The sequence below is a fragment of the Silvimonas terrae genome (genome assembly GCF_014202765.1).
GTDB lineage: Bacteria > Pseudomonadota > Gammaproteobacteria > Burkholderiales > Chitinibacteraceae > Silvimonas > Silvimonas terrae.
In genome coordinates, this window is sequence record NZ_JACHHN010000001.1 from 965583 (window position 1) to 982334 (window position 16752).

At 58.8% G+C, this 16752-nt stretch carries 10 protein-coding genes; 4 read left to right on the top strand and 6 right to left on the bottom strand.

Annotation, left to right across the window (positions count from 1 at the left end):
* Positions 1-49: 49 nt before the first annotated feature.
* The 3 genes from HNQ50_RS04055 to HNQ50_RS04065 all read right to left on the bottom strand — a co-directional run bounded on the left by HNQ50_RS04055 (position 50) and on the right by HNQ50_RS04065 (position 3257).
* On the bottom strand, positions 50-1288 hold the full coding sequence (locus HNQ50_RS04055) for an ABC transporter substrate-binding protein (protein WP_184097794.1): 1239 nt from the start codon (positions 1286-1288) through the stop codon (positions 50-52).
* A gap of 192 nt (positions 1289-1480) precedes the next feature.
* Complete coding sequence (locus HNQ50_RS04060; protein ID WP_184097797.1) at positions 1481-2143, bottom strand: DUF502 domain-containing protein; 663 nt, start codon at positions 2141-2143, stop codon at positions 1481-1483.
* 10 nt (positions 2144-2153) lie between these two features.
* Entirely contained in the window at positions 2154-3257 is a 1104-nt protein-coding gene (locus tag HNQ50_RS04065; RefSeq protein ID WP_308419121.1) for a calcium:cation antiporter, read from the bottom strand.
* A 613-nt stretch (positions 3258-3870) separates the two neighbouring features.
* Between HNQ50_RS04065 and HNQ50_RS04070 the strand changes: the two genes are divergently transcribed.
* Positions 3871-6462: a sensor domain-containing protein gene (locus HNQ50_RS04070; RefSeq protein ID WP_184097799.1), complete on the top strand. Its 2592-nt coding sequence runs from the start codon at positions 3871-3873 to the stop codon at positions 6460-6462.
* Positions 6463-6483: 21 nt separating this feature from the next.
* Here the strand turns inward: HNQ50_RS04070 and HNQ50_RS04075 are convergent, their stop codons facing one another.
* Positions 6484-9834 carry a response regulator gene (locus HNQ50_RS04075; RefSeq protein WP_184097802.1) on the bottom strand — a complete coding sequence of 1117 codons (3351 nt, stop codon included), beginning with the start codon at positions 9832-9834 and terminating at the stop codon, positions 6484-6486.
* A 722-nt stretch (positions 9835-10556) separates the two neighbouring features.
* Here HNQ50_RS04075 and HNQ50_RS04080 point away from each other — a divergent pair.
* On the top strand, positions 10557-11219 hold the full coding sequence (locus tag HNQ50_RS04080) for a PEP-CTERM sorting domain-containing protein (protein WP_184097804.1): 663 nt from the start codon (positions 10557-10559) through the stop codon (positions 11217-11219).
* A gap of 58 nt (positions 11220-11277) precedes the next feature.
* Here HNQ50_RS04080 and HNQ50_RS04085 read toward each other — a convergent pair whose 3' ends face one another.
* Both HNQ50_RS04085 and HNQ50_RS04090 read right to left on the bottom strand, forming a co-directional pair.
* A complete protein-coding gene (locus tag HNQ50_RS04085) occupies positions 11278-11790 on the bottom strand; it encodes a lipocalin-like domain-containing protein (RefSeq protein WP_184097806.1) in 513 nt (170 codons plus the stop codon).
* A gap of 112 nt (positions 11791-11902) precedes the next feature.
* Entirely contained in the window at positions 11903-12559 is a 657-nt protein-coding gene (locus tag HNQ50_RS04090; RefSeq protein WP_184097808.1) for a TetR/AcrR family transcriptional regulator, read from the bottom strand.
* A gap of 107 nt (positions 12560-12666) precedes the next feature.
* Between HNQ50_RS04090 and HNQ50_RS04095 the strand changes: the two genes are divergently transcribed.
* The gene (locus HNQ50_RS04095) at positions 12667-14208 is read left to right on the top strand and encodes an MDR family MFS transporter (protein ID WP_221302977.1); all 1542 of its coding nucleotides are present in this window, start codon (positions 12667-12669) and stop codon (positions 14206-14208) included.
* A gap of 148 nt (positions 14209-14356) precedes the next feature.
* Positions 14357-16564 carry an OsmC domain/YcaO domain-containing protein gene (locus HNQ50_RS04100; protein WP_184097810.1) on the top strand — a complete coding sequence of 736 codons (2208 nt, stop codon included), beginning with the start codon at positions 14357-14359 and terminating at the stop codon, positions 16562-16564.
* The last annotated feature ends 188 nt before the right edge of the window (positions 16565-16752 follow it).

A 16752-nucleotide genomic window follows, 5' to 3' on the forward strand; every position in this document is an offset into this window, starting at 1 on the left:
TTTGATCCTGGCATGCCGGATACCGCCCGGCATGCCAGATTGCGCCGGGTTACTGTTTCTTTGCTGCCGCGGCGAACTGGGCGTTCCAGTATTTGACGGCCTCATCCAGTGCGGCCCTGGCGGGTTGGCGACCGCTCACGGCGTTTTCCATGGCGGTAGAAAGCGCTTTGGTCATACCGGCTTCATCGGGTAGATCAGAGACCGACAGGGTACGCGCTGCACCCCCCGTGCTGGCGGCCACGGCCCGGCCGGCGCTGGCGGCATCCTTGCTGTTCTGGCCGCTCATGAAATAGCTGTCGGTCAGGGCCACTTTCGTTGAAGGTAGTGTGGTTTCGGTGGCCTTGGAAAACGCCAGTTGTGCTTTGTCACTGGTCAGGAATTTACCCAGCTCCACTGCGGCGTCTTTTTGCGGATACCCCTGGGGAATGGACCACATGAACAGGTTGCCCGGCAAAATCTTGCTGGGGTACGGTGCCACGCCTGTAGTGGCAAAGATTCTGGGAGCGTCGTTCTTGATGCGCATCAGCGCCGAGGGTGCGGTCAGGATCATGGCGTAGCGGCCGCTGCCAAAGCCGGCGATCTCGGCTTCAAAGGTGTCTTTGAACAGATCAGGCGGCACACTGCCGTTCTTGACGGCGGTGGCGTATTTTTCCAGCACGGCCACGTGTTGCGGGCTGTTGAAGACGGCTTTGCCATTCTGCACGATGGGCAGTCCTTCCAGCAGGAAGGTGCCGAACAAACCTTCTTCATTCATTTTCGGCACGTAGCCGGCAACGCCGGTTTTTTGCTTGATCTGGCGGGCGACGGCCAGTATTTCATCGGTGTTGCGGGGGAGCGTGGTGATGCCGGCTTTGTCCAGCAACGTCTTGTTGTAAATCAGGATGGGGACCTGGTTGTACCACGGCAGCCCCCAGGTCTTGCCGTTCCAGCTCACGTCTTTGAGTGCGCCATCGGTATAGGCCGCGGAGAAGCTGCTGATGTCGATGGGCTGGATGACCTTTTTCTGGGCCAGTTGGGTCATCCACGGCACGGTAATGTTGATCAGCCCGGGCTGACGGCCTGCCGCCACTGCGGCAATCAGCCGCGTTTGATAGGTGTCCCAGGTGACATCGACCCATTTGGCCTGCACGTCTTTATGAGAGGCGTTGAATTCAGCCGTGAGTTGCTTCATGACCCCGTCAAACTTGGGGGAAAGACTGTTGGACCAGAACTCCACCTCGGTGGCGGCATTCGCGCTGGCAGCCAGCCAGAGCGCGCCCAGTGTCACGGCCAGAAACTTGTATTTCATGGTACGACCCCTCATTGGCACTACGCCATGTCGCGTAATGATTGTTTACATAAATTATGATAAACAACTAAACATCGAGGGTCATTCTGTGCCAGTCGCCACAACGTGACAAGCGCACCGGCGGTGGGGCGGTGGATCAGGGCAATCCGGGTCAAAAGCGCGCAAGAAAAAGCCGGCGCAAGGCCGGCTGGATTACGGAGGCGGTAGCGTACTGCGCAAGGGTGGTGGCGGCGTAATACCCATGGAGACATAAATGCTGGTCAGTCTATCCACCCCGATCTGTGCCGGTTTGACCCAGGCAGAGGGCACGTACAACAAGCCGCCACCCACCGGGATGGGGGCGGTGGGCACCAGTACTGCCAGGTATTCGCGGCCATCCAGGTCAACCGGTTGCGGATTGGGCATCAGGCCCAGTACCGCTACGCCGTCCCCGCCAAAAAAACACCAGACCGGGCTCATGGCGCCAATATCGGCTTCGTTGGCCTGACTTTTATCCAGCAGCCCGACAAACCGGTCCGCCAGGTTGTACAGGCTGTTGAATACGGGGATGCGTCGCAAGGTCAGGTCAACCAGGCGGGTCAGTGGCTGTTTCAAGCCGGAGCGCACTGCAACGCCCAGAAAGAAAATCCCCACGATCAGGACCAGCGACCCCATGAACCAGGACAGCGCCGGGCCCGCGGCAAACGGCGCGCCCAGTGCGGCAAAAACCTGCCCGATCAGGCTGCCCGGGCCAATAAAGCGGTTGAGTGTGCCCACCACCCAGCCAATCAAAAACAGGGTCAAGGCCAGGGGTAGCAGCGCCAGCAAACCGGCCAGCCATGTGGTGGCGAGCGTTCTTAAACCAGGTTTGAGCATGCTGACTGCCTCAAGGCACAATATTCAGGAACACAAAGGCGGCAAACACCACCAGATGCACCACCCCCTGCAAGACCGTGGTGCGCCCCGTTCCCAGGGTAATGGCACTGAGTAGCAGGGTCAGCGCCAGCATCACGCTTTCTTTGGCATCCAGCCCCAGAATCAGTGGCCGGTTCAGCGCAATAAACAAGACAGCAACGGTCGGGATGGTCAGGCCGATACTGGCCAGCGCAGAGCCCAGTGCCAGATTCAGACTTTGTTGCAGCTGATTGGCGCGGGCCGCTTTGGCGGCGGCAATGCCCTCCGGCAACAAGACAAGGCCGGCAATGATCACCCCAACCACCATGGCCGGTGCGCCCATCGACAGCACAAAGGTCTCTACGGTGGGCGAGAGCAGTTTGGCCAGACCGACCACGCCGACCAGGCTGATCAGCAGCAGCACGCAACTGATCATGGTGACCCGCATGTTGGGGCGGGGGAGCTGGATATCCTCTTCACTCACGGCGGTTTGGCCTGGTTCGGGTTCGGCCAGAAAGTAATTGCGATGGCGCACAGTCTGGACAAAGACAAACGTGCCGTACAAAACCAGCGAGGCCACGCCGGAAAACGCCAGTTGCGACTGGGACCAGGTTGGCCCGGGAATGGTGGTGGCATAGTTGGGCAAGACCAGCGCCAGCACGGCCAGTGCGGTGAGGACGGCCAGCGCCGCACTCGCGCCCTGGCGTTGAAAAACTTGTTCCCGGTGGCGTAACGCGCCCAGCACCAGGCACAGCCCGACGATGCCGTTGCAGACAATCATGACGGCCGCAAAGACCGTATCACGCGCCAGGCCCGCCTTGGCATCGCCCCCGGTCAGCATGACCGACACAATCAGTGCCACCTCGATCACGGTGACCGCTACCGCCAGGACCAGTGTGCCAAACGGTTCGCCCACTTTATGTGCAATGACTTCGGCGTGATGAACCGCTGCGAAGACAGTGCCTGCCAGGAAGATGGTGGCAAAGGCCACCAGCCAGCCATTGATGCCCATGCCGAACGCGACGCCCAGCGTCACCATGGCCAGCAGTGGCAGTATCCAGGTCCAGAGCGGGGTCGAACTGTGGTGTGGGGACACTTTGTCTCCTTAAGGTATGGCGCGTTAGATGACACCGTTTTATATGAGTCGCCAAGGCTTGGCAAACATGACATCGCCCTGTCAGCGACGACGAATGGGTAGACCGGGCACCAGTGTACCGGTTCCATGCGTTTCCAGTGTACAAGCCAAAGATGACAAGGCTTTGCGGCTGCGCCCCATTGTCGGGCGTGTTTGGTGCGGGTGGGTAAACGGCGTAAGGTGGACCGGGTGGTTGCGGTACTGGCGGGTAGATTGGCCATATCTACCGGGTTTTTAGTAAATATACATTTGCATAGAGCCAGTTTTCTTACCATAAAGGTCAAGTGCGCCTGGCTGCGTCCCGGGCAATGACAAATGCTTAAAGTCGCCAGTGTCTTAGTGTTGCTTGGGGTTGCATTAGTAATTTCTAATAGACTACCATGCAAGGCGGCTCACTTTCTGACTTCCTTTGTCCGGAGAAATCTCTTGCAAAACTTACAGGTCGCCCTGTGCCCAGCCCGACGGAATGAGGTATCGCATCCGGCGATGCGCTTGTTCCTCCATGGTGCTGGCATAGCGGCCTGTCTGGATGCCGGGCGGCAGGTTGCTGTGTGTCGTCGTGAGTGAAATCCTGATGCGTGAAATCTCCCTGGCGGCCGGGCATTTGAGCGGCACAACGCCGACACCTCCGGAAATTCAACACCATGTTGAAGCGATTGACCGCGCCATGCTGCTGGCGCGGTTCTCGGCAGAAGGGCGTTTTCTGGGCGCCAACCGGCTGTTTCTGGATCGCTTCGGTTACGACCTGGCAGAGATCGTCGATGCCCCGCACGAGTTGGTGTGCCCACCCAGCCGGCCGGAAGCGCATCAGCAACATATCGAATTATGGCGCACCTTGCGCGCGGGCAAACATTGGGCCGGCCTGGTGGAGCGGGTTGCGCGGGATGGTCGCAGTGTCTGGCTGGAGGCTACTTACGCGCCGCGTATGGATGAGCACGGGCATCTGCAATCGGTGCTGGCGGTCTCGTCGGATGTGTCGTTGCGCGTGGAGCACGAACGCGTGCAATCCAAGCGCTTGTGGCAATCCCTGGTGGTGGATGAAACCGACAGCGCGGTGATTGTGACCGATGGCGCGTGGCGGATTGTTTACGTCAATGCCGGCTTTGTCCGCATGTTTGGTTATCAACTGGAAGAAATCCACGGCCGCCGGCCCATTGCCCTGCTGGTGCCCAACGTCAAACCGGCCGTCATTGAAGAGGCGCTGCAATGTGCCAACGCCGGGCGGCCGTTCAAGCTGGAAGAACTCACCTGGGCCAAAGATGGTCAGCGCTTCTGGAACAAACTGATTATCAACCCGGTGCGCGACGCACACGGGACGCTGGTCAATACGGTCAGCGTGGTGACCGATATTACCGAAGCCAAAATGCATGAAATCATCCACCACCGTGGCCTGGATGCCATGGCGCGGGAAATCCCGGTGGTTGATCTGATGACCATGATCTGCCAGGAAGTGGAGCGCATCTCGCCGGAAGTGGTGGCGTCCATTCTGGCCGTGGATGAAAACAATACCTTGCATGCGCTGGCCGCCCCCAGCTTGCCGGAACGTTTTTCGGTGGCGCTGGAAGGCATGCCGAGTGGCCCGCAGGAAGGTTCTTGCGGTACAGCGGCCTGGCGCCATGAAGAAGTGGTGGTGACCGATATTGAGCACGACCCCCTGTGGACCAGGTACGCTGCGCTGGCGGCTTCGTTTGGTCTGAAGGCGTGCTGGTCTACACCGATTATCTCCAGCAAGGGGCAGGTGGTTGGCACGTTTGCCTTCTATTACCGGGAAAAACGCGGCCCGGACGAGTTTCACCGGCGCCTGGTGAGCGTGTGCGTCAACCTGTGCGCGCTGGCGCTGGAGCGCGAGGCTGCACGGGAGCAAATCCGCAAGCTGGCCTTTTATGACAGTCTGACCGGCTTGCCCAACCGCAGCCTGTTGCTGGCCAAAGCTGAGCAAGCCATTGCCGGCGCCGCGCGGGATCGGACGCAACTGGCGGTGCTGTTTATTGATCTGGATCGCTTCAAACAAATCAACGACACCCTGGGTCATACCGTCGGGGATGAAGTGTTGCGGCTGGCCGCCCAAAGATTGAGTGAAGGGCGGCGCGGCTCGGATATTGTCGGGCGTCTGGCGGGTGACGAGTTTGTGCTGGTACTGCCGCAGTGTGATGCGCGCCGGGTAGCCGATGTGGCCGAGCAGATTTTGCAAGGCCTTGGCCGGCCGCACCGGATTGGCGATGCCACCCACGTGATTTCTGCCAGCGTGGGCATCAGCCTGTATCCGGGCAACGGGGAAGACATCGAAACCCTGCTGCGTCGTGCCGACATTGCCATGTACGAAGCCAAAGCGGGTAATCGCGGCAGCTACAGTTTTTTCAGTAACGAGATGAATTTGCGGGCGCAAGAACGCCTGGCCCTGGAAAACGCCCTGCGTGAGGCCATTGAACAGCAGCAATTGCGTCTGCATTACCAGCCGCAGGTGATGGTTGAAGACGGGCGTTTGTATGGGGTGGAAGCACTGGCGCGCTGGCACCACCCTGTGCTGGGCGAGATTTCGCCGGCGCGGTTTATCCCGTTGGCGGAAGAATCCGGCTTGATTGGCAATCTGGGTTTATGGGTGCTGGAAGAAGCCTGCCGGCAACTGGCTGACTGGCAATCCCGTGGCATTGCTGTGCCCAGTGTGGCAGTCAATTTGTCACCGACCAGTTTTCACAATGTGGAGCTGCCGGACATCATCAGCGCCTTGCTGGCGCGCTATCAGCTGGAACCTGCCCGGTTGATGCTGGAAATCACCGAAAACGTGCTGATTGATGGCAATGCCGCCACGCTGGATACCATCCAGGAAGTCCACGCGCTGGGCGTCAAACTGTCTATGGACGATTTTGGCACCGGGTATTCCAGCTTGAGTTATCTGCGGCGTTTGCCGGTCAGTGAACTCAAACTGGACAAAAGCTTTGTCCACGATCTGGCGCACGATCAGACCGCCCAGGCCTTGTCAGAGGCCGTGATCCGGATTGGCGAAAGCCTGAATCTGGTGGTGGTAGCAGAAGGCGTGGAGGATGAAAAACAGCTCAAGCTCTTGCGCCAGCAGGGCTTTCACGTCATTCAGGGTTTTTATCTGGCCAAGCCGCTGCCCGCGCCCATGCTGGAAGGCTGGCTGCAAAAACGAACCGCCAACGTGTAATTGCGCGGTCTGGCCGCAGGGTTAATCCCCGATGCCGGTGCGCCCGGTCAGGCGCAAGAGCGGCGGGATGACGGCCTCCAGATCAATCGGTTTGCCCACGTGATCATTCATGCCAGAAGCCAGGCATTCTTCCCGGTCTGAGGCCGACGTATTGGCGGTCATGGCCAGAATGGGCAGGGAGGCAAAACGCGCATCGGCCCGGATGCGGCGGGTGGCTTCCATGCCGTCGATATCCGGCATCTGGACATCCATGATGACGGCGTCAAATACCTGACCGCCTTCCGTGACCATGGCCACGCCTTCCAGGCCGCCTTCGGCCAGGCTGACCGTTGCCCCTTCGCCCGACAACAATTCTGACGCCACGTGCCGATTCAACGCGTTATCTTCAACCACCAGAATCTGCATGCCTTTCAGCCGGCCTTGCGGCTGATTGCGCGGCGCCTTGTGCTGGGGTGCGCTGACGCCATCGAGCACGTGGTAAACGGTGTCGATCAACTGGCCAGGGGTAAAGGGTTTGGCCAGCGTGTCGGCAAAGACCGGGCTGGCCACGGTGATCGAGCGCAGCAGCGCGTCGTCTCCCGGACGGGTCAGCAAAATGGTGCGGGTGACGTCTTCCACGCCCGGCATCTGCCGGATGCGGCCGGCGGCAGCCAGACCATCCATTTCCGGCATATCCCAATCCATCAGTGCCACATGAAACGGCAAATTGTCGTCCAGCGCTTTTTGCACAGCGGCACACGCGCTGGCGCCGTCAGATGAGGCCTGCACGGCCCAGCCCAATCCGCGCAACATGGTCGCCATGATGCGCAGCGCCACCGGGTTGTCGTCCACCACCAGTGCGCGGATAGCGCGGGCCGGTGGCGGCGGGGTTTCTTCCTGCGCCGCAAGGCTGATGCAGAACCAGAAGCGGCTGCCTTCGCCCTGGGTGGATTCGACGGCCAGATCGCCCCCCATCAAATGCACCAGTTGGCGGGAAATGGCCAACCCCAGGCCAGTGCCGCCAAAGCGGCGCGTGGTGGAGGCTTCTGCTTGCTGAAAGCCTTCAAAAATATGGCCGATCTGTTCCGGTGAAATGCCAATGCCGGTGTCGCGGACGGCGATCTCCAGCCGCACCTGATCGTTCTCCCAGCCGCAGTAGCGCAAGGACACCACCACTTCGCCCTGCTGCGTGAACTTGAGTGCGTTGCCGGTCAGGTTGATCAGGATCTGCTGCAGCCGCAAACGGTCGCCAATCAATACGCGCGGCAGGCGGGCATCCACTTCATATAACAGTTCCACCGTTTTGTGTCCGATGTTGCCGGACAGTACCGTCGCCAGGTCCCGCAGTAGCGACTCCACTTCAAACGGGTGGGGGTCCAGTTGCAGTTTGCCCGCGTCGATCTTGGAAAAATCCAGCACGTCGTTCAACAACCCCAGCAGCGCCTGGGCGGCGTTCTGGGTTTTATCGACATAGTCTTGCTGGCGCGCATCCAGATCGGTCCATTGCAATAGTTGCAGCAAACCCAGCACTGCGTTCATTGGGGTGCGGATTTCATGGCTCATATTGGCCAGGAATGAAGACTTGGCCTCACTGGCGGCGACGGCCTGTTCTTTGGCCTGGCGCATGCTGTCTTCAAATTGCTGTTGCGCCGTGACATCCCGGTTGATGCCGGTCAGGCGAGTCACCACACCCTGGGCATCGCGTTCGACCTGAGCGGAGGCCTGAATAAAGCGCACCCGGCCATCCGGCAGGACGATCCGGAAAATCGCGGAAAACGTCCCCTGGCCTAGAATGGCCGCATCCAGGCTAGCCATGGCGCCGGCCAGATCGTCCGGATGGACGCGTGAGCGCCAGTGCTCAAAATTAAGCCCGCCTTCCCGCAGTTTGAGTGGCTGCTCGTAAAACTGGAACATGCGCGGGTTCCACTGCAGGTTGTTGTCGGCCAGCGTCCAGCTCCAGATGCCCAGTTCTGCTACTTCTGCCGCCATCAACAATTGATCACGTGCCGCCAGCAGGGCGCGTTTGTACTGATGTTGTTCGGTCACATCGGTAAAGATGCCCAGGTAACCCACCAGTTTGTTTTCTCCTTTTTCATCCTCCCGCATCGCTGATACGGACAATAGTGCGCGCAGCCGGCTGCCGTCCTTGCGCACCATGGTCCATTCACGGGTTTCGGCTTCACCATGCATGGGGCGGACAAGGGTGGGCAGCATGCCTTGTGGCAAGGGCTCTCCCAGGCTTTTTTCCAGGTCAGCGCTATAGCTGGCCAGTTCTTCCGGGACATGAAATGCTTTGGGTGAAATCTTGCCGATGACCTCGCTGGCCTCGTAGCCCAACAAGCGCTCAGCACCACGGTTGAAAATGCGCACCATGCCGCTGGCGTCACCGGCAATAATGGAAACCTCCGTGGCGGCTTGCAGCAAATTGCCCAGCAAGTCATGCAGGCTTTTGTAGCTGGCTTCACGCTCCGCCAGACGCAAATTGGCCAGGCGCACCTGCTCCAGCGCCGCTGCAACGACCACCGGCGGCAGCAAGGTCAGGATAAAGGGCAGAAAAAACCAGACATTGCCGTGTTGCCCCAAGGTCTTGGGGGGCTCAAACACGCCTAGCGATACCAGCGTACCCATACAGATTGAACACGCCAGAATGCCGGGCGCCACCACTTCCAGCGGGGCCAGTGCTGCCAGCAAGGTGAGTGAGACGGATACATACACATACGGAAATGCAAGTTGCGCCGGTGCGTACACCGCCATGGCAACGGCCAGCAGAAGCAGCAACAGTGCGTTGCGTCCGCGCAAAGCCGCCAGCACCCGTCGCCAGCCGCGGGCCAGTACGGTCAGGCCCAGCGGCAGCATGGAGACGGTGCCGACGACACTGCCCAGAAACCAGGATAACAGCAGATTGAAATAGTCAGTCGAGTCGTGCAGGGACAACAACGTTGCGCCAATCAGCGCACCCACAAGGCAGGCGGGCAGGGTGACCAGCGCCAGTGTGGCCATGAGCCGGGCCGGATCGCTAATGGTCTGGGCGGGGCGACCATACTGATGCAGTAGCCAGCCTCCCAGCAGCATCTCGCACACATTGCCGGGCTGAAACATCAGCGAATGCAAAAAGGCCGTGCCCAGTACGCGGTGCACCAGCAGATCCGCCACCACCATGCCCAGCAGCAACAACGGCCATTGTCGAGGCGGCCGTGTCTGCAGGGCGATCACCCCCAGAGCGTTGGCATACCAGAGGTTGGCAATGCTACCGCTTTGGCGGGATAAGACAATCGCCCCCATGGCCAGGAAAAAATACAAAATCATGGCCGTGGGCAAGACGTGGCGCAGGGCGCACGGCACCGCTGCGGCGGCTGCCTCGGCGTCGCGAGCGGGTTGCTGCGGTTCAAACATGTTAGCGGCGCTTGTGCGCAACGGTCAGTCGGCGGCGGACGACGAGCAATAACGAGATTGATGCAAATGCCGCAAGCAGAAAGGTCAGTGCGGATGACGCGTCCATAAGGGCTCCCCCTGAATCTGTAAAGCTGACTGGCGCTGCCCCGCATCAGGCTGATTGTGCGCGCCTGAATGGTTTTTCTGTCAGTGTTTGTCAGAAATATCCTGCGTTAGGCCAGTGGCGTGCATGCCGCTGAACGCGCTGGTGTTTTCCTCGATTTGCATAACTGGAGCATGTTGTCGCCGCTTTTTGCGGCGCTCTTTTATGGCTGCGCACCCATTGCAATGGTAAGCAAGGTGGTGTGCTCACCCTTAATGTAGACAGAAATCTGACGCCGTGCGCAGCGGATGACAAAAGGATGGGAAGGCGCGCCAACCGGTTGCCCGACGCGTGTGGACGAACGGAGCCGCGCCGGGTTGGTAGGGTCTGGATGCGACCGGGTGTTGGCCGGATAGCCGGTCTTGTTCGTGGTGCTGGGGTTGTTCACCATGCGTACCGGTTTGAGCGCGCCATGATGCTGGTGGACGGAATGAGACCAAAGGGGTGGAAGTAAGATAGAACCTTTCAATGTTTTGATTTGTACGTTGACGCATACCTGACCGTTGGCTATCAAGAAGCGGTTTTCCCGCGCTTGGGTTAGCCATCACAAGTCAGGAGACAAACAAATATGAAAGGTGCCATGAACAGAACTCTGGCCGGGCTGGTGCTGGCGCTATGTGCCGGTGCGGTCAGTGCCAATACGTATACGTTCAGCGCGGCCGATACCGGCTGGGTTGGGGCGGATGGTTTCAATAACGGCAGCAATGCGTTGAACAACTACTTTGCCGGGTATTGCTCCACCACGTATTGCACTGCTTCTCCGTCGGAGGAATACCGCAATTTCTTTCAGTTTGATACGGCGGGCCTGGTCGGCAAGGTGACTTCGGCGGTGTTGCAGATCAACCTGCATGACGTCCAGAACCTGCAGTCGCCGCAGGTGAATTACGTGCTGACCGCACTGACCGGCACCAGTTTTGATGCCCTGGGCGCGGGCACCGTGTACGGCGTCTACAGTGGTGGCCCCAGTGATGCGAACCAATGGGTAGATATCTCGCTTGATGCGGCGTCTTTTGCCGCTATTGCCTCAGGCCAGTTTGGCCTTGGTGGCCGCATCACCGACCTGCAGCCATTGAGCACTGCCGCGCAGTATCTGTTTGGCTACAGCGGTCAAAGTGATCAGGGTCGGGCGCAGTTGCTGGTGACCACATCCCCGGTGCCGGAGCCTGAAACCTGGGCGTTGTTGCTGATCGGCAGCGTTGCGGTGGTGGCACGGCGCAAGCGCAGCGCCGCCACTGCTTGCTGAGCGGGCGTTTAAAAAACAAAAGCCGTCGGTGGACGGCTTTTGTTTTGGGTCTTGCCGGTTATTCTGCCGCGCGTTGCCAGACTGAATACGCCACAGTGCCATTGCCAGAGGCGCTGGCTGGGACGGAATAAGTCAGCATGCCCTCTTTGAATACGTAATCCCGGACCTGTTGGGCGCCTTCCCAGTTGGGGTAAGACGCGGCATCAATCTTGAATACCAGCTTGTGTCCAGCCGGATCAATGCTCACGTTTCCGGTGTGTGTACTGCTGCCCAGCACAGCCTCGCGGTATTCCTCGGGTGTGCCTTTGGTTTTGTCGCCGCTGGCAAACCGGGGGCGAGTTGGCCGGAAAATCTGCAGCGAGTAGCGCCCCGTTTTGTCCACCATCAACAGCCCTTTGGGGTGTTCGCCATAGTTGGTTGTGCGCGTGCCATCGCTGTGGAGTTCATAGGCCCCGGTCATGATCCAGGTGCCTTCCAGCGAGGTCAGGGGCTGGTCTTCTGCCTGGGCGGTCGTGCTGAACAGTGTCAGCATGGTGGTGGCGACAACAATCGACGAAAAGCGCGGAATCATGATGGAGGTGCTCCGGGCGGGTAGGCGTGGCGCTGTTTTAGCGTGTTCGGATGACGACTGCATGACGCCGCCATTCGCTAACCACGCGCGCCGCTGACAACGGCCTGGCGCGTCAGTCCTTGCGAGTCAGACCGCCTGTGAGGAGCGCCGTGGCATGCCGGATAATCTGTTCTTCGTTGACCTTGCTGTGAAACGTATCCGGCTCCAGTTTGGGACGCATGGCCAGCGGCAGCAGGGTCAGGCCAATCACGCTGGTAAAGATCAGTAGCGGTTCCAGGTCCGGGTTGATGCGGCCTTCTTTTTGCCAGCGCTGCAAGGTGCCGATCACCACGGAATTCTTGCGCTCGCCAAAGCGCAGCTTGACGCGTTCTGCCAGGGCGGGGTCTTCGCTGATCATTTCGCGAATCCAGAACGGGCCAAACCACGGATGTTTGGTATTGAGTGCCACCAGTCGCTGCACAAAGTTGCTCATGGTCGCGACGGGGTCGTCTGGCGTGGCCTCAAACACCCCTTCAAAATAAGAGCGGACTGGCATGATGCGTTCTTCCAGCAAGGCATCCAGCAACTGTTCGCGGGTCTTGAAGTAGTAGTGCGCGGCAGAGGGCGTAATGCCGGCTGCTTTGGTGATGGCCGCCATGGTGACGTAGGGCGCACCCTGGCCGGCAAGCAGCGTCTGCCCGATATCCAGCAAACGTTCACGCTGATTTTCTTGTCCTTCGCGCTGGGCGGGCCGCCCCGGGCGGCGGGGTGGCGACACTTCCTGGGTCACATGGCCTCCGGTTTTGTGGGCAGATGATAGCAGCAGCACGTACCCCATTGACATGCATATGGGCTAATCCATATATTAATTGAATCATCAATTAATATTGAACAACGATGAATTCCACGGTTACCGAAGTCCCCGTAGTCCTTGAACACCCAATTGCCATGCCCAAACGGCCGCCGTTGCCGCTCCTGTTTGGCGCGCTGATTATGGTGATGCTGTTGTCCGCGCTGGATCAGACCATTGTCTCCAGCGCTTTGCCCACCATCGTGCGTGACCTGGGCGGCGTATCGTCTTTGTCCTGGGTGGTGACCGCGTATTTGCTCAGTTCCACGATTGTGATTCCGCTTTACGGCAAGTTTGGCGATCTGTTTGGCCGCAAACTGGTGCTGCAAGTGGCGATTGTGGTGTTTCTGGTCGGGTCTGCCTTGTGCGGGCTGTCGCAAAACATGACGGAACTCATCATCACACGCGCATTGCAAGGGCTGGGCGGTGGCGGGCTGATGGTGGTCAGTATGGCGATCATTGCCGACGTACTCACCCCGGCTGAACGCGGCAAATTCCAGGGTGCGCTTGGGGCAACTTATGCGCTGGCTACCGTAGTGGGCCCCATGCTGGGCGGCTATATCGTAGAGCACTACTCCTGGCACTGGATCTTTTACATCAATCTGCCCATCGGTTTGCTTGCCCTGGCCGTGATCACGCTGGTGCTACATGCCCATGAAGCGCATGTCCGGCACGAGATCGATTACTGGGGCGCCGGGTTTCTGGCTGTCAGCCTGAGTTGTCTGGTCATGTTTGCCACCTCTGGTGGCACCAGTTTGCCGTGGTCATCGGCCGAGCTTTGGGTTTATCTGTATGTTGCCATCGTGGCGTTTGGCGGATTTATCTATGAAGAGCGGTTGGCGGCAGAGCCGATTATTCCGCTGGGGTTGTTCAAGCAAAACACCTTTTTGTTGTGCAGCGTGATCAGCGCGCTGGTTGGGGCGGGGCTATTCGGTGCCATCACCTATATGCCGCTGTATCTGCAAGTGGTCAAAGGCTCAACGCCCACCGGTTCAGGCGTACAGTTACTACCGCTGATGGGGGGCGTGCTGAGTAGTTCCATGCTGAGCGGCATCATCATCAGCCGCACCGGCCGTTACCGGTTTTTCCCGATCACAGGCACGTTGCTGGCTGCGGTGGCGCTATTTCTGATTTCCCGGCTGGATGCCGCCAGTTCGCTCAATCAGTTGTATGCCTGTGCCTGTATGCTGGGTATTGGCCTGGGCATGGTCATGCAAGTCATGGTGCTGGTGGTGCAAAACTCGGTGGATATGAAGCAGATTGGCGTGGCGACATCCAGCGTCACGCTATTTCGTATGCTGGGCGGTTCTTTGGGGGTTTCGGCGTTTGGCGCACTGTTTAACGCGCTGGTTACCAGCAAGCTGGATGCCGTGTTGCCGGATGACGGGACAGGGCATCACCGCCTTATGCAACCCGTGGCGCAATTGTCTCCAGCCATGCACGCGGGCTATCTCGATGCCTTTGCCTCGGCCTTTCATGGTATTTGTCTGGTGGCGTCGGTCGTGCTGCTGGTGGCGTTTGTGTTCTCGCTGCGCCTGCGGGAAATCCCATTGAGATCGCGGCAAAAACCGGCGGCAAAGACGGTCTGACGCATAGAGGGCGGGGCGTGCAGGGCGGGGCATCACGGGTCGGGCGAACAAGCCGGTTGGCAGCCATTACGGATAAAGCCGGGATTGCCGCCCAAAAACCCGGATAATGGTGCCCGGTTCATTTTGAGCACTACTCTGGAATTCTCGTATGGAAATCAAGGTCAACTTTCTGGACAAGCTGCGTCTGGAAGCCAAATTCGACGATTTTACGGTCATTGCTGACCAGCCCATCCGCTACAAGGGCGACGGTTCTGCACCCGGCCCGTTTGATTATTTTCTGGCTTCCTCGGCTTTGTGCGCGGCTTACTTCGTCAAGTTGTACTGTTCTACCCGCAATATCCCCACAGAGAATATCCGGCTGTCACAGAACAATATTGTCGATCCGGAAAACCGCTATCAGCAGATTTTCAAGATTCAGGTCGAATTGCCGGCGGATATCTCCGCCAAAGACCGCGAAGGCATCTTGCGCTCTATTGATCGTTGTACAGTCAAAAAGGTAGTGCAGGCCGGGCCGGAGTTTGTGATTGAAGAAGTAGAAAGTCTGGATGCAGATGCACAAGCGCTGCTGACGCTTAATCCGTCTGCCGATGCAGCCACCTGGATTCCCGGCAAAGATCTGCCGCTGGAACAAACCATTGCCAATATGTCCGGCTTGCTGGCTGATCTGGGCATCAAGATTGAAATTGCATCATGGCGCAACATTGTGCCCAACGTCTGGTCGCTGCATATCCGCGATGCCCACTCGCCCATGTGTTTTACCAATGGTAAGGGCTCAACCAAAGAAAGCGCGCTGGCCTCTGCCCTGGGCGAATATCTGGAACGCCTGAACTGCAACCATTTCTACGCCGGCAGCTTCTGGGGCGAAGACATCGCCAATGCGCCGTTTGTGCATTATCCGGACGAACGCTGGTTCAAGCCCGGCCCCAAAGGTGCGTTGCCGTCGGAAATTCTGGATGACTACACCCTGGCCATCTACAACCCGGATGGCGAGTTGCTGGGCTCGCACCTGTATGACACTAATTCCGGCAATGTCGAACGCGGCATCTGTTCGCTGCCGTTTGTGCGCCAGTCGGATGGTGCGGTGGTGTATTTTCCGTCCAACCTCGTCGAAAACCTCTACGTCAGCAACGGCATGAGCGCCGGCAATACGCTGGCCGAGGCGCAAGTGCAGTGTTTATCAGAGATTTTTGAGCGGGCCGTCAAACGTGAAATCCTGGAAGGCGAAATCGCCCTGCCGGATGTGCCGCAAGACGTGCTGGCCAAATACCCGCGAATTCAGGCTGGCATTCAGGGTCTGGAAGAGCAAGGTTTTCCGGTGCTGGTCAAAGACGCATCGCTGGGCGGCCAATACCCATTGATGTGCGTCACCCTGATGAACCCGCGCACCGGCGGCGTGTTTGCCTCGTTTGGCGCGCATCCCAGCTTTGAAGTGGCGCTGGAGCGCAGCCTGACTGAGTTGCTGCAAGGGCGCAGTTTTGAAGGGTTGAACGACCTGCCACGGCCCACTTTTGATAGCCACGCCGTGACTGAGCCCAACAACTTTGTTGAGCATTTTGTGGATTCCAGCGGCGTGGTGTCCTGGCGCTTTTTCAGTGCCAAAGCAGATTACGCATTTGTCGAGTGGGATTTCTCTGGTCACGGCGAAAACTCAAATGCCGAGGAAGCCGCGGCCCTGTTCGGCATTCTGCAAAGCATGGGCAAAGAAGCCTACGCGGCCGAGTACACCCATCTGGGCGCCACTGCCTGCCGCATTCTGGTACCCGGGTATTCTGAGGTGTACCCGGTTGAAGACCTGGTCTGGGACAACACCAACATTGCGCTGTGGTTCCGTGCCGATATCCTGAATCTGCACCAGCTGGATGATGCCGCGCTGGAGCGCCTGTTGGCGCGTCTGGATAATAGCGAGCGCGATGATTACACCGACATTGCCACACTGATCGGCATTGAGTTCGATGAAAACACAGTATGGGGCCAGCTCACGGTGCTGGAACTGAAACTGTTGATCCATCTGGCCTTGCAACAATTTGAAGATGCCCAAGACCTGGTGGGTGCCTTCTTGCAATACAACGACAACACGCTGGAGCGCGGCCTGTTCTATCAAGCCCTGAGTGCCGTGCTGGAAGTGGTGTTGAGCGACGAACTGGAACTGGACGACTACGTCTTCAACTTCCGCCGCATGTTTGGCGACGCCCGCATGGATGCGGCTTTGGGCTCGGTCGATGGTAGCGTGCGTTTCTACGGCTTGACGCCAACCAGTATGAAACTGGAGGGACTGGACCGCCATCAGCGCTTGATCGACAGTTACACAAAACTGCATGTGGCGCGTGCCAAAGCGGCAGAACGGAAATCGGCGTGAAAAAGTAAAGTCTGAAAGTCCGTAAAACTGAAAAACCACCGCTTTGTCGGTGGTTTTTTTATGGGTTCGGTGGGGCGCAATGACGAGGGTTTAGACGCGGGGGCGATTGGCCGGTTCGTGTGTGCCCTTTTGGCCTACGGGATCCACGCCCGGCCGGAAGTGAGCGGGGATGCTTGCGGGTAAGGTGG